This is a genomic window from Peptostreptococcus canis (assembly GCF_014229965.1).
Taxonomy (GTDB): Bacteria; Bacillota; Clostridia; order Peptostreptococcales; family Peptostreptococcaceae; genus Peptostreptococcus; species Peptostreptococcus canis.
In genome coordinates this window covers 1-26548 of the sequence record NZ_JABGBW010000007.1, presented here as the reverse complement: position 1 = coordinate 26548, position 26548 = coordinate 1, and the positions used below count along the sequence as shown (strand labels likewise).

Sequence of the window (26548 nt, the reverse complement as noted above, 5' to 3'; positions counted from 1 at the left end):
TTATGACTTTATATGAACAACTTCTGGAAGAAGCATATAACGAAGGAATAATAGTAAAAGAAGTATCATTAAATAGTAATGCAGATGGCTTGTATACAAATAATAAAATAGCAATTAATAAAAGTTTAGATACAACTATAGACAAGGCCTGTGTTCTCGCAGAAGAACTTGGACATCATTATACTACTATCGGTAATATACTAGATTTAAAAAACATAAATAACGCTAAACAGGAATTACAAGCTCGAAAGGTTGCTTATAACAAACTAATTCCACTTGATAGATTAGCAGAAATATTTTTTAAAAATAACGTTCAAAACATTTATGAATTGTCAGAACTTCTAGATTTAAGTGTTCTTTTTTTAGAAGAAGCGTTAGAGTATTATGCTTCAAAGTATGGTACTCATGTATTTGTAAACGATTTCTTGATAATATTTGAACCTAGCTTGTATGTCTATCGGATTGATGAATTTAATACAAAATAGTATTAATATAAATAATAAATTATTGGAGGAATTATCATGGTTAAAAATTTCAAAAAATTACTTGTTTTATCGTCGATATTAGTTTTAATATCTTCTACTTCATCTTATGCTGATATGAATGTATCTAGAATTTCAGGTAGAGATAGATACGAAACAGCTTTAAAAGTACAACAGAAATACTTTGTTCATGCTGACGGGAATTTGGCGATAATAGCTAGTGGAAAAGATTTTAGAACTGCCTTATATGGTAGCTATATGGCTAATGCTCTAAAAGTTCCTTTCTTTGTTAATCCTACAAGTGGATTAAATAAGAGTATCATTAATGAATTAAATCGCCTAAACGTGAAAAAAGTATATTTAATGGGGGATGTTAAGACTTTAAATAGAAACATAGAGAACTTCCTATTATATAAAAAATTTAAAACTACTAGATTTCAAGACAAGTATGAGGATGGATATTTGAATCCTATACAAAGTTATGTTGATACACCTATATTTAATACGTTTCATTATGGAGAACCTAGAGGAGATATGTCAAATGGAATAATAATTAATGATAAAAAGTTTCCAGATCTATTGGCCTCAATTCCATTAGTTTCAGAATTAGCAAGAGTACAAGCAACTTATCTTGGTAGTTTTGATGGTTTTTACATAAATTCATCCGATGATCCAAGGGCAGAAGGTTGGAGATTTATTATAGGTGGCTATGCAACTGTCCCTTCCTATATGGGAACTTTTCCAGGAGATAAAATGGGATTGAATATTCATAGTTGGGATGAAGAAAATTTTGACTCTGAAAGTATATTTCATACTGGCAGAATTGTAGGACAAAACAGATACAATACTGCAATTGAGATAGCTAAGGCATACGAACCGGTTCTAAATAAAGATATAAATACCATAGTCCTAGTGGATGGTACCAACTACCCTGATGCACTAGCTTCTGGTACAGTTGCAACATTTGAAAATGGGGCAATACTTTTAACTCAACCTAATAAGCTAAATGAGGATACAAGAGATTTTATTGAAGAAAATAATATAGAAAAAGTAATTATTGTTGGTGGTGAAAAATCGGTATCCAAGAATGTTGAAAATGAATTAAGAAATCTAAAATAAAAAAATAATATATAAAAAAATAAGAAGTATATCAACCGACCAAAGCGACTACTTCTTATCCTGTACACAAATAACTCACTTAGTGGGTCTATTTGCTGTACCTACATTATAACATGAAAGTAGGTGAATGTGAATGCCACAATATAAAGAAAGAACAGGCACATGGAGAACGCTTGTATACTATCATGATTATATGGGCAATCTTAAACAAAAACAAAAAAGAGGTTTTAAAACTAAAAGAGAAGCAAAGGAATATGAATTAGAATTTTTATCAAGTCATAAAAATAATATAACCTTGAAACAAGGAATGGAAGAATATTTCACATACGTATCAAGTAGACTTAGAGAATCAACTGTAAGAAATAAAAAATGGTATTCTAAAAACTTAGAATATATGAATAACTTGATACTTCTTGAAATATCTCCTAAAAATATAATGGATTGGCAGGCTCATATGATTGCCCTTGGTAAATCAAATAAAACTATCAATCAAAGCACAGAAATACTATATTCAATATACTCACATAATGGAAAAATTTACAACCATACATATAATCCAGTGAAAGCATTAGATAAACTCCCAACTGAAAATAAAAAAATGGACTTCTGGACAATTGAAGAATTTAAAACTTTTTTAAGCTATTTAGAAGATCCTGAAAAAATTATTGCCTTTAAAATTCTATTTTTTACAGGAATTAGATATGGTGAATTGCTAGGATTAACATTTGGAGATATACATGAAAATTATATTGACATAAATAAATCATATGATTATAGAAGTAAAAAATTCTGTGCAACTAAAAATAAACAATCGATAAGAAAGGTTTACATTCATAGACAGTTGAAAATAGATGTAGATGAGTATATTAAATCAATATACAAACCTAGAAAAAATGATAGATTATTTAATAGAACTACAAACACATGGTTACAATCACAATTAAAAAGAACATGTAAAAAATACAATTTACATCACATAAGAGTTCATGATTTAAGGCATTCGCATGCAAGTATGCTTATAAATAATGGAGTTGATGTATTAATCATTAGTGAACGATTAGGACATATTAAACCTACTACAACCTTAAATACGTATTCACATCTATATAAAAATAGATCAACAGAAGCAGTCGACTTCTTGGATAAACTAGATGAATAAATTAAAACATTGCCAAAACATTGCCACGGAGTATTTCACCCCGTGGCTGTGTTAGTATTTCCAATCTATTTAGCGCTTATAGCAGCCATTGTAATATAGTTGTATGGCTGATTAAAATGAGGTAAGAAGAATATATCCAATAGAGCTAATCTATCTATTGTCACTTTTTCCTGAATTGCTAATGAGAACATATGTATACCCATTGACATATCATATTCAGAAGCCATCTGAGCTCCTAATACAACTCTTGTATTTTTATCATATACTATTCTAAGTTTTACATTAGGATTAGATGTTTCTATAAACGCAGGCTTTTGTGTATCTTCAAAATCTGTATATTCTACTTCTATTCCCAATTTTTCCGCTTTTGCAACGGTGATTCCTGTTGAAACCATCTTTAAATCATATATACAAATACCATTTGATCCTTGTACTCCGATTGATTCTATTTCTGTTCCGGCAGCATTATGTGCAGCAACTATACCACTTCTTACTGCATTTGTAGCAAGAGCAATATAGCTTGTATTATCAATAGAATTATCAAATACAGTAGCACAATCTCCTATTGCATACACGTCTTTTACACTAGTTTCCTGTTTCTTATTCACAAGATAAGCTCCATTTTTAAATAATTCTAAGTTATCTTTTCCTAAATTATTGTTAGGTCTAAATCCTATAGATAATATTACCATATCAGCCGGAATTTCTTTCTTATCCGTTACAACAGTAGTTACTTTACCATTTTCACCCTTTAGTTCCTTGACAGCCTGACCAAATTCAAGATTTATATTATGATCTGCCAGATTCTTTTTCATTAAATCTGTAAATTCTTTATCATAATAAGCTGGAAGACAAGTTTCTGCGATATCAACCATTGTAACATTCTTTCCATGTCTTTCAAAAGCTTCTGCTAATTCAACACCTATATATCCTGCCCCAACAACTGTAATATTCTTTATGTTAGGATCTTGTAATTTATCTATTACTTCCTGTGCATTCTGATATAATTTAACCTGCTGTACATTTTCTAAATCCTTACCAGGAATTGGCGGAATTATTGGAAGAGAACCGGTCGCTAATATAAGCTTATCATAGTTATCTTCAACTTCAGTTCCATCTGCTAACTTTATAAAAACTTTCTTATTGTCAAAATCTATGTTGTGAACATCTGCCTCCATATGTACCTTTGCTCCCATTGATTCTAAAGAAGCTTTGTCAGCATAAAATAAACCATCTGGCTTAGAAATCTGATTTCCTATCCAAAGTGCCATACCACAACCTAAGAACGAAATATTACTATTTCTATCATATACTATAACTTCATTGTTTGGATAATTTCCTAAAATCGTCTTGATTGCCGCTGTACCAGCATGGTTTGCTCCTACTACAATAATCTTACTCATAATTAATAACCTCCGTTTGTTTGTTAAATAACATTTTTATATACACAAATAAAAATACATTTAATAATGAATTTTATTTTTACATTTGTATTCTACCCATGAAATTGTTTTCTTAAACCAAAAAAATTATTATTTTATAGAATATTTATATATAACTTTTCTGATTGTAAAAATATTTTATATCTATAATTATCATAAAACCAACTAGTATATCTTTGATAAAATAAAAAAGTGTCAACAATGACAAATATATCGATGAAAATATAATCATTATTAACACTTTTTAATTATCTATTTTATAAAATCATTTTTCTTCAAGCATTCAATTGCTATTTCAAGTTTTTCCGGTGCCACCATTACTATAGGACCTGTACAACCCATTCCGCTTTCTGCATATATACTTTCTTTCCAAAGAGCCTTTACTGCATCTTCCAAATCAAGTATGTCCACACCGGCTATCCCTTCAGTTACTACTTCCTTTGGTGGGGCTACTATTTCTTCCACTTTGTCTTTTGGAGCTTTCTTATTTTTTAGTTCCGCAAATTCCTTATCTAGTCCAAAAGAAATGGCTTTTTTATATTCTTCTCTTGCAATTTTGTTTACTTCTCCTTTGGCTATTTCAAATGCATATTTTAACGCATTTGCAACTACAGGAGTACCACTTGCTCTTGATAATATCAATACTCTTCTGTCGTAATCTTCACCAACTCCAGGACCGTATCCAAACCCCTGTGCTTCAAAATCTCCACCTGTATTGAAAGAAGAAAATACTTTCATCAATAAGTTACCAGTCAGAGAATCTGTTACCATTACATCAGGTACGCCTATTAAAAGATCATTTCCTCTCATTACTGATCCACCGTCTGCTCTCATTGATTCAGCAAAATCAAATTCATATCCATTTTCTTTTATATTTAAAAGAATTTTTTCAACTTGTCTTGCACCATCAAGATTCAATATACCTACTGTTGGATTTTTTATACCACAAGATTTTGCAGTTGCTATACCGTATATAGCATTTCTTGCCATAGCCTCTACTCTGTCTGTTGAAGATGTGCCGGTAGTAGTTGCAATAAACATTTCACGCCCTCTACCTGGAGTTAATACTCTACCTACAGTTGACACGCCGATTGGAAAATTATAGTGCATAGTTACACAAGCATCAATTTCCTTTGAGTCCAATAACTCTTCCATAACTTTGTACATTTCATCTTCTGTTTCGACTTCATATGAAGTGAATTCTTCATCACCCTTACCAATCAAAACTATCTCGAACATACCATTATTCGCAAGTTTGGCTCCATTAATTAGATTTTCAGAACCATGTTCACTTCCAAGAGTAGTTAGACCAACTTTGATTTTCTTTCCAAAATTACCACTTTCTATTGCACCTGCAACTTCAAGCAGCACATCAGATATTAGTTTATTAGACATATCCTCTCCCCCCTATTCTTCTATCATATCAAGGGCGATATTTCTCATTGATTCTGCAATTATTTTTCTTATTTCATCCTTGGAAATTGAAGTTACTTCCTCAGCAATTCCCTGATTTCTCTCGGCTATAAAAGACACGCCATCAAACAAATTAGTCATTCTACCAAGGAATAAACTACCCTTACCAACTATCATGGCTCTATTCTTATTACCAGTTGTTAAATCATCAATTAAAAATCCTACATACGGTACACCTGATGGAATGTGCCCCTGAGTTGGCGCCCATCCAGGAAGACCGTGATTTGCTATAAAGTTCTTTAATTCTTTCTTCTCAATTTCTCCTCTTGTTACTGCAAGTGCACCTATCATTTTGTAATTGGCTTCCGGAACATTACCTGCTCCGGCTGGCTTAGTTATATCAGGATTTTGCATTTCCACTGAAAATACATCCACGTCCGGTATCTTCAATCCCGCTTTATCTAATCCCTGAGTAATCAAAGCAGTCATTACAGCTTGCGGTGCAGAACCTGTACCTACTGTATGCTTTCCAACTAAATCTGTTCTTATTACTGGATTTACACCATCATTTTCAGATATCAAAACAGCGAATCCGCCTACAACATCCTCTAACACCGGAAGCCCTTTCTTAATATGGTCTTTTGCATTCATACCTAATTTTGCTGAAGCACCACCTGCTACTACCATTACATTTTTATATACACCGGCTTTCACCAAGGCAGCAGCGTTTATTAACGCATGAGATGGGCCAGCACAAAATCCTCTTGTGTCAGAACCGGTAGCATTTGTCATACCGGCCATTTCGGCTATAGATTTTGCAAAGTTTCCTCCACCTCTCTGGTTCATATCACCACAAGCCTCTTCAGAACATTCTATTACATAATCTATTTCATCTTTATTTATTTCTGAACTTCTAAGTAACTCTAATGCAGAAACTACACCTGAAGCCTTAACTACCAGATTTTCAAACATAGTATGTGCATTTAAATTCACATCTACATCGTGAGCTCTTTTTACATATCCTACTAATTTGTCCTCATGATATAATCCTTGCGCTACATGAGAAGTCAGCAATTCCTCCGCATCCGAGATATCCGTTCCTTTTAGTAAACCAAAGAAAGGTTCTAACTCAGGGTAATTTGACTCTATTGCAGGTCTTACTGATTCTACAAATTCTTCGGATAATTTAACCAACTCGAAAGCATCTGAAATTTGCATCAAAGCAAGAAATTCATTTTGAGGAACTATTTGTCCAAACTTTCCTCTTCTTTCACCTTTATTTTCTATTTCACACCAAGGTAGCTTTTTATCAGCAAGAATTTCCGGTCTTTCATTACCTATATATACTTGATTTGGCAAATAGTTTACAACTTCCTCATAACTTCTGATTCTACTTCCAACTTCTTTTAAGAAATCGGAGTCTGGATTAACTTCCTGTTCGACAGTACAAGTAGTACCATTTTTGATAATCATGTCAGGAGTGTGAATTAACACATATCCTGCACCTTTGAATACTGGGAATGACATAATTATTACCTCCATTTATATTAATTTATATACCAATATTGGTACACATAGAAATAGTTCTACGTGTACCAATATGAATAGCTATATTATTTGATTAGTCTTCAAAAACAGTTTGACCATCCACTTCAGTAGTCAAAGCTTTAAGAGCCTTTTCTACCAACTTTCTTCTTAGAGATTTTTCCTCAGCGGAATCTAGTGCCGGATTTCCAAGAGGATGAGGTATAGCTATCGTTGGAACTATTCTGTTTGCACCAACTGTCAATGAAATAGGAACAACCGTACACATGTGAACTACAGGTAAACCAGCTCTCTCTATTTCTTTTACCATCGTTGCACCGCAACGAGTACAAGTACCTCATGTAGAAGTCATAATAACAGCATCAACACCATCAGCTTTTAATTTTTGAGCATACTCAGCAGCAAATGCCTTAGCAGAGGCAACAGCTGTACCATTACCTACAGTCGTATAAAATTTATTGTGAAGTTTACCTATTACACCTTCTTTTTCAAGGTCTCTTAGTACATCAACCGGTAAAACTCTATCTGAATCGACATTTGCATATGATGGATCATATCCACCATGAGCAGTCTCCCAACCTTCTTCAGTAAGATCTAAAACTCCCTCAATGCAATATTCACCATATTTAGTAGCATTAGAAGATTCAATTCTATCCGGATTGCTTTTTGGAACTATACCACCAGAAGTACAAAGTGCTACTGTGCACTTGGAAATATCTTTGATAGCCGGATTTGGATCTACTCTATCAAAATTAGGCATTGGATATTCAGTTACGAATTCTTCACCATTTATTTTTTTGATCAGCATATCAACAGCTCTTTTAGATCCTCTTTCTTTCGCAAAGAAATTTACCCTTATACCTTTTTGTATATATCCTTCTTCTTCAGGAGATCCAACTACTTCTCCTTTAGCCAGTTTGGCAGCTAGACTCGCCATTTTTGGAAGGGCTTTTCTCATACCTGCAGCCGAATTTGAAGTTTCAACTATGTAAAGTTCTTTCTTATACATATCAACTCCAGGATTTTCAACATACATACCCGTTAAACATGGTATATTTAATTTATTTTTAACGACACTTGTTATTGTTCCACAAGCAACACCATATCTACCTGCATTAAATGCCGGTCCAGCAATAAATAACTGAGGATCAAATCCCTTAACCATAGACAATATTTCTTCACTTGCTTCATCTATATTTTCGTTGAAATATCCGTCACCACAAACTACTGTAGCAACTACCTCAAATTCATCACCTAATTTTCCTTGTAACTGTACACTAACCGGAGGAAGTGCTTCCATTATTTTTGGCTCAACGTCAGCTTTTTCTTCTCCACCTATTCCCGCAAAGAATTGGTTAACATAATGAACTACTCTAATTTTTGACATTATTTTACCTCCCATGGAATCTTATAAATATTTACAGAATTCGCTTCTTATACTTGACATTTCTTCAGCTATTTCATCACAGTCAAGGACCATTTCCATCATTCCTATCTGCTCTTCATAAACTGATTCATCAAACTGTTCCTTTATTTCTTCTTCTACAACATGGAATACGCTTAATCCCAATTCTACACCTGCAAGAGGTCCGGCAAATGTCGGATCACCTGCTGTTACTGTTTCAGCTGCAAGACCTGCAGCTTCGGCTTCAGCGGCACCTAATAAAACCACAACATTTTCTGCTCCGAATTTTTCGGCAGCATCTTTTACCCTGTTCTGATTTTCCAGGTCCATAGCCCCAGCAGCTGTTCAGACGAAGCATTCAGTAGATGCGAAAACTACCTCTACACCGTCAACTGTTTTTACACATTCTTCGATAGCAGGACCAGGTATACCGTCTCTGTCACCGATTATAATAACTTTTTTATTATTTAAAGTTGTCATAACAATCTTCTCCTTAATTATTTATTTGGGCATTTTGAAATCGATGTAGCCCTGATTGATTTTCCTAATTTAATAGGATTAATAAGTAATATCTTCAAATGTATGTATTATATTTAGCTTTAACATACCTTCAGCTTTATACAAGAAAAATGTCTTTTTAAATTAGAATGTCTTTGCTGATAAATACCCGAATCCAGTTTCATTTGTAGCTCCAGTTATTGTCTGAATTTCTACTTCTATTGACCCGTCTTCTCTTAGAGAATTTTCATTACCACCAGCAATTATATTAACGAACTCTATATGTCCTATCACCTTATCGAGTTTTGGTAATACTACATATTCATTTGCGTTACCTCCAGTTACAACCGCGTCAGCCTTTGCATCAGCATCTGCTAGCGACTGAGAAGCCCCATCCCTACCAGCATATTCATCTGTAACTATTACAGTTTTAACGCCTTCTGTTTCAATTTTTTTGCAATTCATTATTAAGTCAGTGTCTGGATTTCCAAAACCTTCCTGAGAAACAATTACTGCGTCTAGGCCTAAATACTTACAAAGCTTAGAAGTCCAATTTGAAGATCTTTCTTTATCTGCAAGATATACGTTTTCATTTGTAATAATTACTCCCAAGAAATTAATTGATTTACCGTGCTGGGCATATAATTCCTCAATTACTCCATTGTTTAAATGAACGTAGGTAGGATTTTTGTCACAAGCTGACACACAATTACCCGAAACAATTGCACCATCCATTATTTCAGTCGGGTATAGTAACGTAGGAACTATTTGCTTTGCATCTACACCATATACATAAGTATCATGTAATAATCCTTGTGTCTGAAGCATATATACATATCCAACTTTTGGAAGCTCAGGATATTCAGCTATCTGTTCTAATAATGGCTTAGTTTCATAGTTTACTACTTCATCCACTTCAATTTCTTTAGCTAATTCTCCAAGGTATTTAGCAGCTTTAAAACCTAAAAATCTCACTGATTTTTCATGGTCATGCTGCTTAACTCCTTCTTTAGGTTCAGCTATCAATACAAGATTCACAGTTTTTGAAAAAGGAGTATATTCTGCTCCTAAACCAGTCATATCAATTATACCTTCCTGGAAACCAACAATTTTACCTGTAGTCACTACTGCCATTCCTTTAAGTACGTGAGTTCTTCCCTCACCAACAGTATCGACTTTTGAAAGAACACCTGGAAAAATTCCTCCTTTTCCTTCAACCTTTACTCTTGGCTCAATTACATCTTTAACTGGAGTGATTCTTACACTTTCACCTGGTCTAGCAATATCCAGGTTAACTGAAGCAATGTGCTCATCTTCCCATATAGCACTTATCATTTCTTCTTTGTTTACAAATAAAACACCATTTTCTATCTTCGTAACATCAGCAAACTGAATGTCATTTATGAAGATTTTGCCTATTTCAAGACGCATAGGTTACCTCCTATAAAAAATAATTTAATATAATAATATTATTAATAAATATTTTGTCAAAACTTTGATATGTTGACCGAGACCAAAAGGGGATCTTTTGGTCCCAGTCTTTGAAAAATTAATATTAAATAAGCAGATGCAATACTTATTTAATTAAGTGGATAAACATTTTAATAATACTTCTTTATCATAGCTTCAATATTTGCTATATTTGCGTCATCTTTAGTTATTTCTTCAACCTTTTCTCCATCTTTATACATAGTCATAGTTGGAAGTCCTAATACTTTTTGCTTAATAGCAAGTCTTCTGGCTTTAGTTATATCCATAGAACAAAACTTAATCTTATCACCATATTGTTCTGCTAGTTTATGCACATCTGGCATTAATGCTTTACAAGGTTCACATCCCTGACTCCAAAAGTCAACAAATATATACCCTTCACTTTCCAATACTTCTGCTTCGAAATTATCTTTTGTAAGTTCTAACATTTTCGTTACCTCCTAAATTAAAATACTTTTTTAAAGTTACTCAAATTTACTTGCTATATATCTTTCAGCCATTACTGCTGCAACTGCTCCGTCGCTTGTGGCTGTGACAACCTGTCTTACTTCTTTTTGTCTACAGTCGCCGGCTACAAATACCCCCGGTATTTTAGTTGTAGTATCATCGCCCGCTATAAAATATCCTATTTCATCACATTCTAGAACATCTCTAAACATTTCTGTTTCAGGAACATATCCGATAAATACAAAACAGCCAAAAGTTCCATCTTCTTCATCTGCAAAATATTCAGTAATTTCACCTGTAATTTTATTCTTGAATACTATTGATTCTAAAATTCCGTCACCTTTTACCTCTTCTACTACTGTATCCAATAAGAAATCAATCTTCGGGTTAGCTCTTGCCCTTTCGATAGCCGATGGTGCACATCTAAATCCCTGTCTTCTATGAACAACTGTTACCTTTCTAGCGAATTTAGTAAGGTACATAGCTTCTTCGATAGCACTATCTCCTCCACCGATTACAAATACTTCAAAATCTTCAAAGAAATCTGCATCACAAGTTGCACAGTACGACACCCCTTTTCCAGTAAGTTCTGCTTCACCCGGGCATCCCATTTTTCTCGGATTTGCACCTGTAGCAATTATGACAGCTTTAGCTTGATATTCTTTATCTGCAGTTTTAACTATTTTGATATCACCTTCAAAATCAAATTCAACTACATCTCCTCTTTCTATCTCACATCCAAAAGCTTTTGCCTGTTCAACCATTCTAGCTGTCAAAGATGGTCCAGTCGCATTTTCTATTGAACCAGGGTAATTATCAACTTGGTGAGTTATTACAATCTGTCCACCATTTTTTTGTTTTTCGAGAATAAGAGTTTTCAATTTACCTCTTGCCCCGTATAATCCCGCAGACAGACCTGCTGGTCCACCGCCTATGATAAGTAAATCATAAATATTTTCCATTGTTTACCTCCACATAAAACATTAGTTTTAATCATTGCTAAAATATATTATCAGATATCCATTTCTGGTTATCCGTATTGTCAAAATACAGTCAAATAGTTGAGATTAATCTTTTCAGATTATTAAAAAGCTTTTTATTAGATTAAATATTCTGTATATTCAACTTATTATTTTTTATCTATTTTTTCTTCGCTTATTTATTTTTAATATCTTAATTTATATACTTTAATTTATATACTTTTATACATTTTTAATATCTTATCTATATATTTTAATATTGTTCCATATTCTTTATAATTTCTTGCTTAATAATTATACTATTTAATTTATTATTCTGTTAATCGTTTTACTTATTAAGTCAAAATCAATAACTCTAAAATCTTCTTTTACGCTCTCAATCCAAAGAGGTGTATTTTTATTTTTATTAAATTTTTTTGCAGTTTCAATTGCCTCTTCTATAAGCCCTAAAGATATATAGTCAAGCGATTTCCCTTTACTCAAAACAATACTTCTATAAATAGTTTCATTTGGTTTAACACTCCCATATAATGGATGAGTCAACATTTCATATCCCTGATGAATTAAATTTCTACATTTTTCCAAGATACCTATATAATCTATATCATCGTACAAAAGTTCTATATTGTTACTTTCAAGATACTCTTGTATTTCGAAAAACTTTTTATTATTTGTAATTAAAAGCATTTGTTTACCTTTCCGAATAATTTAAATTTTACCACATCTTTCGTAATAAAAAAGGGGAATAAAGTAGTCACTTTATTCCCCTGTCATATTTTTTCAGAGATACGTCCAATCCTACTCCTTTTACCTGAGAAATTCATAATATTTTTTGACTGTAAACATTACTTGTCCCTTCGGTGGCATAAAGCTCTCTCATAGAATTATCGCCCGTAACATATTTACTTTTCTTATAATCTACATCCTCATTATACATTATATCTATTTATAAAATCAAGATTATTTTCGATAAAGAATATCTATTTACACTATATAAAATTTCTATGATAAAATCCTTTTTAATAGTTTTATCTATATATACTCATATCATTAAATCAATTATTATAGAATTTGATATTTCTCTTCCTTTTTGTGTCAAATAATATTTTTTTTCTTGTGAAAATCCAATCAACCCTCGTCTTTTATATTTATTTATACTTTCGTTAAAAAAGTTTTTTTCTTCATTCGTAAGTATATCTACGATTTTTTCATCTATTCCAGAGTTCATTCTTAGACCTAACATTAATTTTTCATTAAATTTATCCATTCTTGATATTTTTTCCTCAAAATTAATCGGTTTTATGCCATTAAAACATTTCTTATTATATATCTCTATATCTTTAAAATTAGTATATCTTTTTCCATTTATATAGCCCGAAGCACCCACACCTATACCATAATATTCTCCACATTCCCAGTAATTAATATTATGTATACAGTTTCTATTTTCTTTTGAATAATTGGAGATTTCATACTGTATATATCCATTTTCTTTTAATTTCTCAACTGTGTACCTATACATTTTAATATATAAATCATCTTCCGGTATTTCTAATTTCCCCTCTTCAAATAATCTATAGAATTTCGTATTTTCTTCTATAATCAAAGAATATGCTGAAATATGTTCTACTCCTAATTTTATAACATAGTCAACAGTTGCTTTCCAATCTTCAAAACTCTGACCATCAAATGCAAAAATTAAATCGACATTAATATTATCAAACCCCATTTTTCTCGCATTGATATAACTTTCTTCAAAATCACTTAAATTGTGTACTCTCCCCATAAAACTTAAATGTTTTTCCTGAATTGCTTGCAATCCTATACTTAATCTATTTACACCGCCTTTTTTCATAACTTTCATTTTTTCAATAGTCAGTGTTCCTGGATTACATTCTATTGTATATTCTCTAATTTTTTCAAGATTCACATTTTTATTTATAATTTTAAAAAGTTTTTCCAATTGTTCTTCATTAAGAATTGAAGGTGTTCCACCACCTATAAAAATTGTCTCTATATTATCATCATCCAAATTTTTATAGAACTCTATCTCTTTTTCAACACTATCTAAATAGCTATTTATTCTTTCACCTAATTCATTTCCATTATATACATAAGATGTAAAATCACAATAATTACATTTTTTTGCACAAAATGGAATATGAACATATAAACCCCTTGTTTTCATAATGTACCTTTCAAACTTTTCATTTTACTTAATTTCAAAATAAAAAAGAAACTATATCCTAACACTAAAATATTATAACACAGTTTCTCTTTTTATATTTAACTATCTATTAAATTTTGCAATTAATTTATATATTACAGTATCCTACTACTGTATAGTTTGATGGTATTCCATAATCCTTGTCAAGTTTATCGAATCCCCATTTAGAATCAAACATTGTTACATCAAGTATCACACCAAAATATAACATTACTATTCCAGCATCAATTTTATTGACATAGCTACCACTATAGTTTTCATTATTTATAGCAAGAATAACTTTTCCACCATCTACAATGAATCTCCATGGCTGTTTGTTTAATGCTGACGGAGCCATTCTAGCATATGAAAAAGCATCAAGTAGGGCTCTCTCTTCCAATAATTCTGAACTGGCTGCATTTCCCCACTTATCTATATATACCATCTCTTCAATAGAAATTCTATCTGATCCTACATTTCCTACTGATAGTTTCGATTTTGAATAATTACTTCCGGCTTTTCCTGCACCTTCCACATGCTTGATATTTGAATCATATCCAAGTGCTATTAAAGCTACCACTTCCTTATCTGATTCAATTCCCAAAGTTGTTTTTATCATAGCTTGGTTAGTGTAAGATACCCAACAACTATCTATTCCTAAATCTCTGGCTTTTAATATTGTTCTTTCACCAATATACCCGGCATTTTCAATATGTTGTGGTTTGTCTTCTGAAAGCAATACCATATAGTTTGGAGCTTCTATCATAACTCCCTGGTAACCTGCTATACCATATAGTCTTTTGTATGAATCATCTCCTGCAAAAAATCTAACTTCAACATCAATTGATGAAACTAATTTTTTGCAATTAGCAACAAAATTTTCTAGCTCACCTAAAAGTTTAGCATCAACTGGTGTTTCTTTAAAATTTCTTACCGACTTTCCTTTAACAATCAATGACTTATAATCCATAATATATACCTCCAAGTAATAGTAAATTAATTATATCTATTTCTCGCCAAATTTAATAGTTCTTCCTTTTTATTTGCCTTGGGATTTTTAATCACATAATCAAGCAGATAATTTAATAATTCCCCTATCTCCGGTCCCTTAGCGATATCGTTTTCAATAACATCTCTACCATTAATTTGTAAATGAGAAATAGAAAAACATTCTCCTGATTCTATTATATCATTAAATATAGCAAAACATAAACCAAGATTTTGATTTTTTTTAATAAACTTTGAATAAATCGCATATTTTGACAGTAATATATCTTCTAAATCTCTCATAATTTCTTTCATCATTACCCGCATTGTATTTTTATTAATATTTTCATCTGATAAAGCATCATATTTTTCATTTAAATATATGCTATGAATCTTTTTAGTATTTACAATATCTTTATTAGAATATCTCAACTTTCTTAATATATTGATGAGAATATAATTGTCAATATGACCAAAGCATACAGCCCTAGTAAGCACATTAATATATTTCGCATTTTCAATAGAAAATATATCACCAAACTCATAATTTTCATTTATATATGTATCATCTGTATTCGTTTTCTTATATATATTTATTATATTTTGTGCGTTCGTAATACTTTCTTCAGAAAAATCAAATCCATCAAACAACCATTTACAAACCCCTAACTCATTTAATATTGTCAAAGCACAAGGGGAGTATTTTATAATCCCCTCAAACTCTGATGTTATTCTTTCAATTGATACTTTTTTTATATTATCGGCATTTTTTAACATAGATTTATAGGTATTATCGTCAATAGAAAATCCTAGTTTTGCAGAGAATCTTATAGCTCTAATTATCCTCAATGCGTCTTCATTAAACCTCAACTCCGGATTTCCAACACATCTTATTTTCTTTTTATTAATATCGTCCAAACCACCAAATATATCTATTAGCCCCTTTTTATCATTATATGCCATAGCATTAACTGTGAAGTCACGTCTAGATAAATCATCTATTATATTATCACTAAACTTTACAGATTCAGGTCTTCTCATATCACTATATTCGCCATCAATCCTATAAGTAGTAACTTCATAGCCAACTTTATCAATCATTACAGTTACTGTTCCATGAGCGATTCCTGTCGGTATTGTTTTTTTAAAAATAGACATTATATCCTGTGGCTTTGCACTTGTTGTAATATCCCAATCATTTGGTTTTCTTCCCATTATTGAATCTCTCACACAACCACCTACTATAAATGCTTCAAAACCGCTTTCTATTATTTTTTCTATTATATACTTTGCACCTTTTTCTATTTTAATTAGCAAAATATCACCTTTTCTTTATTTAATATACTAGTCATCCAGCTTTAAGACAGACATAAACGCCTTTTGTGGAACCTCTACATTACCAATCTGACGCATTCTCTTTTTACCTTCTTTCTGCTTTTCAAGAAGTTTTCTCTTTCTAGATATATCTCCACCATAACATTTAGCCAGTACGTCTTTTCTATATGCTGCCACTGTTTCTCTTGCTATTATTTTATTTCCTACCGCAGCCTGTATTGGTACCGGGAACTGATGTCTTGGAATTTCTTCCTTGAGTTTTTCACACATCGCCTTTCCTCTTACAAAGGCTCTCGACTCATGTATTATAAAACTTAATGCATCTACTTGTTCTTTGTTTATTAAAATATCCATCTTTACAAGGTTGGATACCACATAACCTTTTATTTCATAGTCTATAGAACCGTATCCTCTTGTTCTGGATTTAAGTGCATCAAAGAAATCATAGATAACCTCATTCAAAGGAAGTTCATAATGCAGCATTACTCTTATGTCATCAATGTACTCCATATCTTTCATAATTCCTCGTCTCTCTTGACATAATTCCATTACAACTCCAACATAATCTTTAGGGACGATAATATCACTATTTACTATAGGTTCTTCAATAGTTTTAATTTCTACAACAGGCGGTAAATTAGCAGGATTTTGTATCATCAATACTTCTCCATCAAGTTTCGTTACCCTATATATTACAGAAGGTGCAGTAGTAATAATATTCAAATCAAATTCTCTTTCTAACCTCTCCTGTATTATTTCCATATGTAGTAATCCTAAAAAACCACATCTGAAACCAAATCCCAACGCAGCAGATGATTCGGACTCAAATTCAAGTGCCGCATCATTTATTTGTAGTTTTTCTAAAGCATCTCTAACATTTTCGTACTTCTCTCCTTCTCCCGGATAAACCCCACAATACACCATAGGAGTTGCTTTTTTATAGCCCGGCAAAGATTCTGCTGTTCTGTTATCAGCATCTGTAATAGTATCACCGACTCTACAACTTCTAATATCTTTTATACTAGCAGCAATATATCCCACATCACCTGCAGTAAGATCTGAAAGTTCAGTAGGATTAGGAGCCATCACTCCCACTTCAGTTACCTCAAACTTCTTTTTGGTATTCATCATTTCTATAGTCATACCTTTTTTAACTGTGCCTTCAAATACTCTGACATATGCCACAACACCTTTATACGCATCATAATAAGAATCAAAGATCAATGCCTTTAAAGGCGCTGAAGAATCGCCCTGTGGTGGCGGAATATGCCTTACAATAGCCTCAAGTACATCTTCAGTATTGATATTGTTTTTAGCAGAAATCAATGGTGCTTCACTACAATCAAGTCCTATAAGATCCTCTATCTCATGTTTTACATAGTCCGGTCTTGCACTCGGTAAATCAATTTTATTTATTACCGGTAATATTTCAAGATCCTGCTCCAATGCTAAATATACATTAGCCAGAGTTTGAGCTTCCACACCTTGAGCAGCATCCACAACTAATAAAGCTCCCTCACAGGCTGCTAAGCTCCTAGATACTTCATAATTGAAATCAACATGCCCCGGAGTATCTATCAAATTAAGATAATATGTCTCACCATCATCTGCAGTATATTTCAATCTCACATTTTGTAATTTAATTGTGATTCCTCTTTCACGTTCTAATTCCATATTATCCAACAATTGTGATTTCATATCTCTTTCAGAAACCAAACCTGTATTTTGAATTAATCTATCTGCAAGAGTTGACTTTCCATGATCTATATGTGCAATTATACTAAAATTTCTTGTTTTACTTTGTCTACTTGTCAATAAAAGATCCTCCTTTTAAAAAATTTACATAATCTATCACTCTATATTTTACTTTAATTTTAAGTCAACGTAAATAAAAGAAATAAAAAATCGTATTTTTTTTCTTAAAAATCAACTTTTATCTTGATTTTTACTTATAGTTCTGTTAAAATGATGTATGTTGATTATGAATTTACAATATATCTAAGGAGGTGAATTGAATGGCAAATATTAAGTCTGCTAAGAAAAGAATCGGTGTTATTGAAAAGAAAACTGCTTTAAATAGAGTAAGAAAATCTCAGATAAAAACTGCTATAAGAAGATTTGATGAAGCTGTAGAAGCTGGAAATAAAGAAGAAGCTACAGCAAAATTCCAGTTAGCTCAGAAAAAAATATACCAGGTTGCTTCTAAAGGAACTATTCACAAAAATGCTGCTGATAGAAAGGTATCTAAGCTAGCTAACAGATTAAACTCTATGAACGCTTAAATGTGCGTGAGAATATAATATCGACGGGTATTATATATTAGACAACGCTACGGATAGATTGTTATCTCGTGTGTCAAACGTTTGAAAATACTAGATAAAAAAAGAAATGGGTTCTCCCATTTCTTTTTTTATCTAGTATTATAATAAATAATATCAGACTTTATTATATGAAAAGCAACTTTATTTTAATATTAATTTTATTAATATACTAATTATCTACAATATTTAGCTATAAAAATTTCCGCTGCTATTCTATCATCCATTTTTCCTTGCTTAATTTTAAAATCTGATTCCATTATATAATTAATTATGTCAATTAATATCTCATCACTAAAATTTCTGGATTGTCTCATTAATTTATTCATTGCATATGGATGTAGCTGTAATGTATCTTTAATGATATTTTGAGGCATTTTTTTCTCCTGCAATGTCTTAACTTGAATTATTTGACTAAATTGTTTTGACAACATCGCAAATACTCCTAGTACAGATTCTCCATTATCAAGCATATCATTCAATACTTTTACAGATCTTGCTGAATTCTTATTTCCAATTAAATCAATAAGTTGAAAAATATCATTTTCTGACTTGGATTTAAGTAGTTCATCTACAACATTTTTATCTAAAATACCATTACTCCCTATATATGATGATAATTTTCTAATCTCATTTTTCATATCAGACAAAGTCATATCAGAATTTCTATCTCTATACCCTGTCATCTCAATAAAATATGTAACAACTGAGTTAGTAATTTGTATATTTTGGCTTATGAATTCTTCTTTACACCAATTTAATAGCGAAATATCTTCCATTTTTTTCATTTCACATATTATGCCATTTTTCTCTACGACTTTATAGATTTTTCTTTTTTTATCAACTTCACCATAAGAAATAAATACCAAAATGGTAGTTTCCGGTATATTTTCTATCAATGAAACAAGAATTTTTTCATCTTCTTCAGAAAAGTTTTTTCTTTTTCCTTTAAATAGCTCAAAATCTTTTATAATTAATACTCTCTTCTCAGCCATAAAAGGTAAAGTCTCAACTGAAGATATAAGTTGTTCAATATTAGTTTCTTTTCCATCAAGCACAGACAAATTGAAATCTGCCATATCGGTGTTTACTATTTTTTTAAATAATTCTTGAACTTCCTCAATAAGGTATGCCTCTCTACCAAAAATAAAATATAAATTTTGATATTTTTCCTCTTCAAGTTGTTCTATCAATTTATTTCTTTCCATAACTACCTCCAGGCTAAGTCACCTAATTACTCAAAAGCAATTTCAGTGCAAGATATATTATATCACATCTTTGATAGCTTTTCTAAAGAATTAACCTTTTTCCCAAGAAATTTATTTTTATTGATATATTTTATCTCTAAATACTTAACTAAAGAGAATATAAACAGGTAATATATTAATAAAACTTTTAAATCTATATTTTTAAACTCAATTGTATTAGCACCATCATTCCCTATTTTCGATAGTAAATATAAACTTGTATTTATAATCTCTGAATTTATCTTCGCGATTATTATTCCAATTTCTTCCCACAAATAAAACAATAATAAAGAAAATACATCTAAAATAATAATCAAACCAATAATAGGAATCATAACTAAATTCCCCATTATAGACACTAATGAATAGGAATTGAAGTAATATAGAATAATCGGTCCCGTTAAAATGCTCGATGCAATGGTTCCTGATATTATTTTTGAATACATATATTTATCTATATATTTCATAAAAATAACAATGGAAATCATTGATAAATAGCTGAGCTGAAAAGAAATATTATATATAACATAGGGATTTCCTAACAGTATTATACTAGCCATTATTGATAAAATGTTTATTATATCTACTCTCTTATCTAATAAAGAACAAAAACAAACTATTACATATAAAATAATAGCCCTGGTGATTGAGCATCCTCCTCCAACTAATAAATTGTACATATATAAAACAGAAGAAATTAAAGCAAGTTTTTTAAAGGTATTAATTCTTCCAAAAACAAGTGTTAAAATACCTATTATGATGCCTATATGAAGTCCGGAAATCGCCATTATATGGCTTGTGCCGGAATCCAAAAACAAATATCTATATTCATTATCGATACCAGTTTTATCACCCACTAAAATGGCATTTAGTAAATCAGAATTTTCTTTATATATCATTCTATTCGACTTTATAATATATTTTTTTAGACTACCTAAGTTATAGTAGAAATTATCACTTCCATTCACTTTATAGTTTGAAATTACTATGCTTCTATCTATCCCTTTACTTCTTAAATAAGTACCATAATCAAAACCATGTAAAAATAAATGATTGAGATTCTGACTTTTTCCATATATCTCGACCTTATCCCCTATTTCAATTTTTTTATTTTTTTTACCTAAATCTACCACAAGAGTATTGCCAATATAGTATTCAATACTCTTCTTTTTCTCAATCTTATTGCTCACTATTCCTTCTACGGTACTATTCTCTAAACTATATTCATCATATTCATTATTTTTTGTTTTGTATATTGAAAAAACAATTGTTATTGCCAATAAAAAAATTCCAAATCGTCTCATAAATATACCTCTATATATCATTCTAAAATAATATAGTCAAAAAATAAAAAATCACCCTTTAAAATCAGGGCGACTAATTGGAATTTTAATTAGTTTATGTGTTTATACACACTTATTGAAATCGATTATATTTAATTATATATGCACATTGATACTAATTATGCAATAATTTCTAGTTTACACATATTCGTTTATATGATTAGTTTTGCTGTTTATTTTAACTAATTCACTTAATTTTTCATAGCCGGACATGATATTTTTCATCATCATTATACTATCAATAGAAGAATATCCCATAAATATGGAAGTAAGTTCATCTATAGAAAATTCAAACTCATAATCTTCACTATCATCCAATTTACTGATTTTTAATAAATTATTATCAGCAAATAACCTGAATTTTCCATTATTATCATCTATATAATTATCATGCACTTTTATTTTCACCTCTTTACAACTATCAGAAAACAGTTCGAGACTATTTATAAAGGATTTAAAATCCAATATTCTAGCCATCATAAACGGCTTGATAGAAAAAGTTGAATCTTTTGGATTATCCAGCATGTCAATAAGTGGATCTTCCAAATCAGAATAAATCTCTACATATTTACATTGTGTATTATGATTGAAAATATATTTCAGAATAGACTTATATGAAATCACATCTTTGTAATAACACTCTCTTACAATAAATTTTTCTCCGTCAATAGAATACGAAATATATCCAACAGGCTCGTCACCTCTATAATTGATATACAAATATCCGGAATCAACAGACATCTCTTTTATAAAATCTTTATAGTATTTTGTATCTCTTACAGAATATCCATTTAATCTAGATGTATGACATCTATATATTTCTTCTAAATTCTCTAAAGAATTCTCTGTAGCCGGCTTAAATGTACCATTGATTTTAAATTTTTTTAAATCAAATATATTTATCGACTGAACTAAAATATTATAGCAATTTGTATATCCGTATTTTCTATATAATCTGAAATCTATCGGCATTAAAATTGATATCATCTGTCCCCTATTTTTCATTTCAAGGATAGATTTTTTCATTAAATCATCCATCATCCCCATTCCTCTTGCTTCTGGCAGGGTTGATACTCCAACGACATACGATACATCAAATTTTTTTGAATTTATTCTAAGTGTATGCTGATTCAAATGAATTGATGATATGATGTTGCCATCTAAATCTAAAACCATAGTATTATTATAATCGAATTTATTCTCAAAATAAAAATCAACATACCCAGGACTATCGTTGAAACAATATTCCCAAATCTTTCTTATCTGATTTTTTTCATTCAATTTACAAATTCTTATATCCATAATACACCTCAAGTCTTTAAACTTCTCTAACTGTGAACTTCTCAACAAATCTCTCAGGATAATACGATAGCTTGGCCTTTCTAAGTCCTTCAACTCCCATATCTTCCTCTCTGTTTACCCATTCAACATCCGGAAACTCATCTACAAGAAAAGATTTAGTAATAAAAGGATACAAACCTCTTATCTGTGGATTCGCCTTTTCAATATGAACCAATGCCATATTATCATTTATCTTTTCCCCCATACTAAATGCTTCCAGTTTTCCATCTAAAAATACACCATATACTTTTAATTTATCACTTAATATATCGTAATTATCAAAAAGTTTTTTAATTCCAATATATTCATCATCTTTACTGCTTTCAAATTCATCGTTTCCATTTTTGGAATCATTCCAAGTATCCATCAATTCAAAACATTGTGGAAAATCTTCTTTTGTAAGCAATCTTTTTTCAATTCTTCCTTCATAATCCCTAAGAAAAGAATTAATATGATTTCTCTTTGAACTCAATTTTCGACCTTTTAAAGTCCTCATTTTTTCAGCATCATAGACATAGTCAAATATATCTCTTTCTTCAATATAGCTGAATTTATCAGGATATATTTCTTTTAACATTCCAACGACATTTGAATCGATTCCTCTAAAATATACCTTGCTTTTATCAGCATCAAACCAGTCTATAGCTGCTTGAATGGCTTCCGGTATTTTTTCCTTTGGTGCAAGTGGAAGAATAGAGAATAATTCCCCATCATGTTCACCAACCAAAACTGCAAATCCATCCCCTATATGATAACATGTTTTATAGGCATGCTGCCACATAAATAATGTATTAAAACAGTATTCGCAGGCTTCATATTCAACCATTTCAAAATATTTATCGAGTATCTCCTTTGCATCTATATTTATTTCTTTAAAATCCATAATAACAACTCCCTTTTTAGTGTATCTCATATATTCTATATATTAAACTCTCTGATTATCTTCTATTTACAATACTTAGAGTACACCTTTATACTTAATCTTTTCTAAACTATTTTCAAAATAATTATTTCAAACATATAGTTTTATTTTTTTTATAAAACTCCTATATGTTTATACACAGTTTACTATACTCTCTACACTCATTATACCCTTAACTTTAAATCGTAAACTAAAAAGTTACAAATTAAATTCTATTTGAAAACTTTATACAAACTAAAGATTAAATAAAAATAATCAATAAAATATTTAATAGATATGGTGGGTAATAAATATGATAATTAACAATAAAATTACAACAAAAAATAGATACATTTCATATGATAGAACTTCAAGATTGAATAAAGTTTCTACCTTTAGCAATAATCTTAAAAAATTTCTATATGTAATATTAATATTTTTTCTTAGTATAACTGTAATCACTGTCACATCTTGCGAAAAAAAAACTTTATTAGAAATACATATTATAGACGTGGAGCAAGGGGATTCTTCATTAATCATTTCTCCTGATGGCAAAAGCATGCTAATAGATGCCGGCGAGGAAGAGTATTCCAGAAATGTAATAAGAGAACTTAAAAAAAGCAATCTTAAAAAAATAGACTATATTATTGGTACACATTATGATTCGGATCATATTGGCGGAATAGATAAAGTAACAAAAAAATTTGATGTAGGCGAAGTACTTCTGCCTGACGATAAAAAAAATACAGATGAGTTAATGGAAATATTTCAAGTATGCAACGAAAAAAATATCGCCATTAAAAAAGTTTCTTCCGGAGACGTTATAAACCTTGGAAAAAAAACTAAAATATATATATTATCTCCTGGAAAAATATATGATGAAGCAAACCAAAATTCAATAGTATTTTTAATGGATAACGACTCAAAATATTATATGTTTACCGGAGACGCTGATTCAGAAATAGAAAATGAAATAATGATTCAATATAAACTTCCAAGATGTGAATTTCTAAAAGTCGGGCATCATGGTAGTAAAACTTCAAGTTGCGATAAATTCATTTCTGAAATTTCACCAAAAATCTCAACTATATCATGTGGATATAAAAATTCATATGGTCATCCACATAAAGAAGTTTTAAGTACTCTTAAAATTCATCAAAGTAAAATATATAGAACCGACATAAATGGCACTATGACATTCTACTTTGATAAATCAAAAATATATACATCAAAGCCATATACTTACGAATAAATAGTTTTCGATTTTTGAATCCAAGCTATTTAAGTTATACGCTTAATTTTATTTAAGTACAGCTATAAATACCTATTTATACGCTATTTGATTAATTCATTTACTATATACGATGCTATTAACAGTCCTGCACTTGAAGGTACGAATGATGTACTGCCATTCACTTTTTTAATACTTTTGTCCGTTTCCATTGTAGCTACAGTTGAAGGTTTTTCTTTGGAGTATACAACTTTCAACTTCTTTATTCCCATTTTTCTAACTTCCCGTCTCACTATTTTTGCCAATGGACACATTTCAGTTTTACTTATATCATCTATCTCAATCAGTGCGGGATTGAGTTTATTCCCCATTCCCATTGAACTTATTATCTTTAATCCCCTCTGATTACAGGCTTTTATTAAATGTAGTTTTGATTTTACCATATCGATTGCATCAACTACAAAATCATAATCTTCGTTTAAAAGAAAATCTGATGTTGTTTCATCATAAAGCATTTTATAAGCCGTTATTTTTAAATTTGGATTTATATCCAATGCTCTATTTTTTATCAATTCAACCTTATCCATTCCTATTGTAGAATGGAGGGCTATTATTTGCCTGTTTATATTAGTTTCATCTACTATATCAAAGTCAACAACAGTTATATTTCCTATTCCTGCCCTTACCAGTCCTTCAACTGCAAATCCACCTACTCCACCTACTCCAAAAACAATTACTTTTGCATTATTTAACTTATCTATTCCTTTCTTTCCTATAATAATTTCTGTTCTTTGTTTAAAATTTGATAACATCATTCCTCCAAAATTTTTGTATGTATATATGAATTGTAATACATGAATTTTTTTTACATTAATCCTTAAATTTATAATTTTCACAATATTGATTTTAAATTACATATTATTATAAACGTATTATAGCATATGTTACAAAAATAAATAGATACTTAACTTTTCTGCTTTCACGATAACCTTCAATTTGATACACATAATATTTTCATTCTCTATTTTTATTTTTGCTACATATACTATAACTATATCATACACAATAGTTTATAATAATACAAAATATAAAAGAGTCACTAAATTCTTTAAAAATCCTCACTTTTAAAATCATATATTTTCTATCATGAAAAGACAAAATTCAGCAAAAACATAATTAAATTATATTATGTTTTTTTTATTTCCAATGATTTTTTTATTATTGGTTCAAACTTCTCTTTCTCTGCTTTCTCTCTGGCAAATACCGCATCTTCCTTTTTATCAAAAATACCTAATGTATACCTCTTTCTTCTAAGGGTTATATACGAAATCCATTTATTATTTCTGGTTCTACTTACCCCTTTAATACCGCTTGTATTATTTTTAGATAATTTTGATGTTAAATTATAAGGTAATGTTCCGTCAACATATTCTAAAATCCTATCATTTTTTAAATGTCCGCAACTTTGAGTATGATTACTTAGTAAATTGCTTCTCGTAACATATGTTTCATTACCGCAAGAACACTTACATAAATATTTTTTTAACTCATAATTAAATGAAATTACTTTCAATTCTCCAACTTTTTTACCTATTAAATCTTCATATTTATGTTTTCCGCAATCTTTGATATATCCTCTATCCAATTGTTTTTTAGTG

Annotated in this window: 24 protein-coding genes and 1 riboswitch; of the genes, 5 read left to right on the top strand and 19 right to left on the bottom strand. The window is 30.4% G+C overall.

Features of this window, described 5'->3' with window-relative positions; translation table 11 throughout:
* Positions 1-2: 2 nt before the first annotated feature.
* From HLB29_RS07560 to HLB29_RS07550, 3 genes are all read left to right on the top strand, one after another.
* Entirely contained in the window at positions 3-485 is a 483-nt protein-coding gene (locus HLB29_RS07560; protein ID WP_185624569.1) for an ImmA/IrrE family metallo-endopeptidase, read from the top strand.
* Between the two features lie 36 nt (positions 486-521).
* Positions 522-1601: a cell wall-binding repeat-containing protein gene (locus HLB29_RS07555; protein ID WP_185624568.1), complete on the top strand. Its 1080-nt coding sequence runs from the start codon at positions 522-524 to the stop codon at positions 1599-1601.
* Positions 1602-1734: 133 nt separating this feature from the next.
* Positions 1735-2760 carry a site-specific integrase gene (locus HLB29_RS07550; RefSeq protein ID WP_185624567.1) on the top strand — a complete coding sequence of 342 codons (1026 nt, stop codon included), beginning with the start codon at positions 1735-1737 and terminating at the stop codon, positions 2758-2760.
* 65 nt (positions 2761-2825) lie between these two features.
* Here HLB29_RS07550 and nox read toward each other — a convergent pair whose 3' ends face one another.
* The 13 genes from nox to lepA all read right to left on the bottom strand — a co-directional run bounded on the left by nox (position 2826) and on the right by lepA (position 18324).
* Complete coding sequence (gene nox, locus HLB29_RS07545; protein ID WP_185624566.1) at positions 2826-4163, bottom strand: H2O-forming NADH oxidase; 1338 nt, start codon at positions 4161-4163, stop codon at positions 2826-2828.
* 291 nt (positions 4164-4454) lie between these two features.
* Positions 4455-5597, bottom strand: a complete 1143-nt coding sequence (grdD, locus tag HLB29_RS07540; protein WP_185624565.1) for a glycine/sarcosine/betaine reductase complex component C subunit alpha — start codon at positions 5595-5597, stop codon at positions 4455-4457.
* Between the two features lie 12 nt (positions 5598-5609).
* The gene (gene grdC, locus HLB29_RS07535; RefSeq protein WP_185624564.1) at positions 5610-7142 is read right to left on the bottom strand and encodes a glycine/sarcosine/betaine reductase complex component C subunit beta; all 1533 of its coding nucleotides are present in this window, start codon (positions 7140-7142) and stop codon (positions 5610-5612) included.
* Between the two features lie 94 nt (positions 7143-7236).
* Positions 7237-8547: a glycine reductase complex selenoprotein B gene (gene grdB / locus HLB29_RS07530; RefSeq protein WP_185624563.1), complete on the bottom strand. Its 1311-nt coding sequence runs from the start codon at positions 8545-8547 to the stop codon at positions 7237-7239.
* 21 nt (positions 8548-8568) lie between these two features.
* The gene (gene grdA / locus HLB29_RS07525) at positions 8569-9045 is read right to left on the bottom strand and encodes a glycine/sarcosine/betaine reductase complex selenoprotein A (protein WP_185624562.1); all 477 of its coding nucleotides are present in this window, start codon (positions 9043-9045) and stop codon (positions 8569-8571) included.
* Positions 9046-9207: 162 nt separating this feature from the next.
* Positions 9208-10494 (bottom strand): glycine/sarcosine/betaine reductase component B subunit, encoded by a 1287-nt coding sequence (locus tag HLB29_RS07520; protein ID WP_185624561.1) that lies wholly within the window; start codon positions 10492-10494, stop codon positions 9208-9210.
* A gap of 170 nt (positions 10495-10664) precedes the next feature.
* On the bottom strand, positions 10665-10982 hold the full coding sequence (gene trxA / locus HLB29_RS07515; RefSeq protein ID WP_185624560.1) for a thioredoxin TrxA: 318 nt from the start codon (positions 10980-10982) through the stop codon (positions 10665-10667).
* A gap of 36 nt (positions 10983-11018) precedes the next feature.
* Positions 11019-11963: a thioredoxin-disulfide reductase gene (gene trxB / locus HLB29_RS07510; protein ID WP_185624559.1), complete on the bottom strand. Its 945-nt coding sequence runs from the start codon at positions 11961-11963 to the stop codon at positions 11019-11021.
* Positions 11964-12284: 321 nt separating this feature from the next.
* Positions 12285-12668 carry a GrdX family protein gene (locus HLB29_RS07505; protein WP_185624558.1) on the bottom strand — a complete coding sequence of 128 codons (384 nt, stop codon included), beginning with the start codon at positions 12666-12668 and terminating at the stop codon, positions 12285-12287.
* A 102-nt stretch (positions 12669-12770) separates the two neighbouring features.
* A riboswitch (glycine riboswitch) is annotated at positions 12771-12872 on the bottom strand.
* A 151-nt stretch (positions 12873-13023) separates the two neighbouring features.
* Positions 13024-14169: a radical SAM family heme chaperone HemW gene (gene hemW / locus HLB29_RS07500; RefSeq protein ID WP_185624557.1), complete on the bottom strand. Its 1146-nt coding sequence runs from the start codon at positions 14167-14169 to the stop codon at positions 13024-13026.
* A gap of 127 nt (positions 14170-14296) precedes the next feature.
* On the bottom strand, positions 14297-15157 hold the full coding sequence (locus HLB29_RS07495) for a nitroreductase family protein (protein ID WP_185624556.1): 861 nt from the start codon (positions 15155-15157) through the stop codon (positions 14297-14299).
* 26 nt (positions 15158-15183) lie between these two features.
* A complete protein-coding gene (locus tag HLB29_RS07490; RefSeq protein WP_185624555.1) occupies positions 15184-16491 on the bottom strand; it encodes a CCA tRNA nucleotidyltransferase in 1308 nt (435 codons plus the stop codon).
* 27 nt (positions 16492-16518) lie between these two features.
* On the bottom strand, positions 16519-18324 hold the full coding sequence (lepA, locus tag HLB29_RS07485) for a translation elongation factor 4 (protein ID WP_185624554.1): 1806 nt from the start codon (positions 18322-18324) through the stop codon (positions 16519-16521).
* A gap of 200 nt (positions 18325-18524) precedes the next feature.
* Between lepA and rpsT the strand changes: the two genes are divergently transcribed.
* Positions 18525-18791 (top strand): 30S ribosomal protein S20, encoded by a 267-nt coding sequence (gene rpsT, locus HLB29_RS07480; protein ID WP_185624553.1) that lies wholly within the window; start codon positions 18525-18527, stop codon positions 18789-18791.
* A 212-nt stretch (positions 18792-19003) separates the two neighbouring features.
* Here the strand turns inward: rpsT and holA are convergent, their stop codons facing one another.
* The 4 genes from holA to HLB29_RS07460 form a co-directional block, all read right to left on the bottom strand.
* A complete protein-coding gene (holA, locus tag HLB29_RS07475; protein WP_185624552.1) occupies positions 19004-20035 on the bottom strand; it encodes a DNA polymerase III subunit delta in 1032 nt (343 codons plus the stop codon).
* A gap of 62 nt (positions 20036-20097) precedes the next feature.
* Entirely contained in the window at positions 20098-21378 is a 1281-nt protein-coding gene (locus HLB29_RS07470; RefSeq protein WP_185624551.1) for a ComEC/Rec2 family competence protein, read from the bottom strand.
* Positions 21379-21555: 177 nt separating this feature from the next.
* On the bottom strand, positions 21556-22719 hold the full coding sequence (locus HLB29_RS07465) for a GNAT family N-acetyltransferase (RefSeq protein WP_185624550.1): 1164 nt from the start codon (positions 22717-22719) through the stop codon (positions 21556-21558).
* Positions 22720-22735: 16 nt separating this feature from the next.
* A complete protein-coding gene (locus HLB29_RS07460; RefSeq protein WP_185624549.1) occupies positions 22736-23641 on the bottom strand; it encodes a DUF2156 domain-containing protein in 906 nt (301 codons plus the stop codon).
* 331 nt (positions 23642-23972) lie between these two features.
* Here HLB29_RS07460 and HLB29_RS07455 point away from each other — a divergent pair, with 331 nt between their 5' ends.
* Positions 23973-24911 (top strand): ComEC/Rec2 family competence protein, encoded by a 939-nt coding sequence (locus HLB29_RS07455; protein ID WP_185624548.1) that lies wholly within the window; start codon positions 23973-23975, stop codon positions 24909-24911.
* Between the two features lie 83 nt (positions 24912-24994).
* Here the strand turns inward: HLB29_RS07455 and HLB29_RS07450 are convergent, their stop codons facing one another.
* Both HLB29_RS07450 and HLB29_RS07445 read right to left on the bottom strand, forming a co-directional pair.
* Positions 24995-25702 carry a tRNA threonylcarbamoyladenosine dehydratase gene (locus HLB29_RS07450; protein WP_185624547.1) on the bottom strand — a complete coding sequence of 236 codons (708 nt, stop codon included), beginning with the start codon at positions 25700-25702 and terminating at the stop codon, positions 24995-24997.
* Positions 25703-26076: 374 nt separating this feature from the next.
* On the bottom strand, positions 26077-26548 hold a 472-nt coding region (locus HLB29_RS07445; RefSeq protein WP_185624546.1), incomplete at its 5' end, for an AP2/ERF family transcription factor.

Coding starts and splice junctions, on each gene's coding strand:
- nox (WP_185624566.1), bottom strand. CDS start 4,163: ATGAGTAAGATTATTGTAGTAGGAGCAAACCATGCTGGTACAGCGGCA.
- HLB29_RS07555 (WP_185624568.1), top strand. CDS start 522: ATGGTTAAAAATTTCAAAAAATTACTTGTTTTATCGTCGATATTAGTT.
- trxA (WP_185624560.1), bottom strand. CDS start 10,982: ATGTTAGAACTTACAAAAGATAATTTCGAAGCAGAAGTATTGGAAAGT.
- HLB29_RS07455 (WP_185624548.1), top strand. CDS start 23,973: ATGATAATTAACAATAAAATTACAACAAAAAATAGATACATTTCATAT.
- holA (WP_185624552.1), bottom strand. CDS start 20,035: ATGGAAAGAAATAAATTGATAGAACAACTTGAAGAGGAAAAATATCAA.
- rpsT (WP_185624553.1), top strand. CDS start 18,525: ATGGCAAATATTAAGTCTGCTAAGAAAAGAATCGGTGTTATTGAAAAG.
- HLB29_RS07495 (WP_185624556.1), bottom strand. CDS start 15,157: ATGGATTATAAGTCATTGATTGTTAAAGGAAAGTCGGTAAGAAATTTT.
- HLB29_RS07520 (WP_185624561.1), bottom strand. CDS start 10,494: ATGCGTCTTGAAATAGGCAAAATCTTCATAAATGACATTCAGTTTGCT.
- HLB29_RS07465 (WP_185624550.1), bottom strand. CDS start 22,719: ATGGATATAAGAATTTGTAAATTGAATGAAAAAAATCAGATAAGAAAG.
- HLB29_RS07550 (WP_185624567.1), top strand. CDS start 1,735: ATGCCACAATATAAAGAAAGAACAGGCACATGGAGAACGCTTGTATAC.
- hemW (WP_185624557.1), bottom strand. CDS start 14,169: ATGAAAACAAGGGGTTTATATGTTCATATTCCATTTTGTGCAAAAAAA.
- grdD (WP_185624565.1), bottom strand. CDS start 5,597: ATGTCTAATAAACTAATATCTGATGTGCTGCTTGAAGTTGCAGGTGCA.
- trxB (WP_185624559.1), bottom strand. CDS start 11,963: ATGGAAAATATTTATGATTTACTTATCATAGGCGGTGGACCAGCAGGT.
- HLB29_RS07450 (WP_185624547.1), bottom strand. CDS start 25,702: ATGTTATCAAATTTTAAACAAAGAACAGAAATTATTATAGGAAAGAAA.
- HLB29_RS07505 (WP_185624558.1), bottom strand. CDS start 12,668: ATGCTTTTAATTACAAATAATAAAAAGTTTTTCGAAATACAAGAGTAT.
- HLB29_RS07460 (WP_185624549.1), bottom strand. CDS start 23,641: ATGGATTTTAAAGAAATAAATATAGATGCAAAGGAGATACTCGATAAA.
- HLB29_RS07470 (WP_185624551.1), bottom strand. CDS start 21,378: ATGAGACGATTTGGAATTTTTTTATTGGCAATAACAATTGTTTTTTCA.
- grdC (WP_185624564.1), bottom strand. CDS start 7,142: ATGTCATTCCCAGTATTCAAAGGTGCAGGATATGTGTTAATTCACACT.
- HLB29_RS07560 (WP_185624569.1), top strand. CDS start 3: ATGACTTTATATGAACAACTTCTGGAAGAAGCATATAACGAAGGAATA.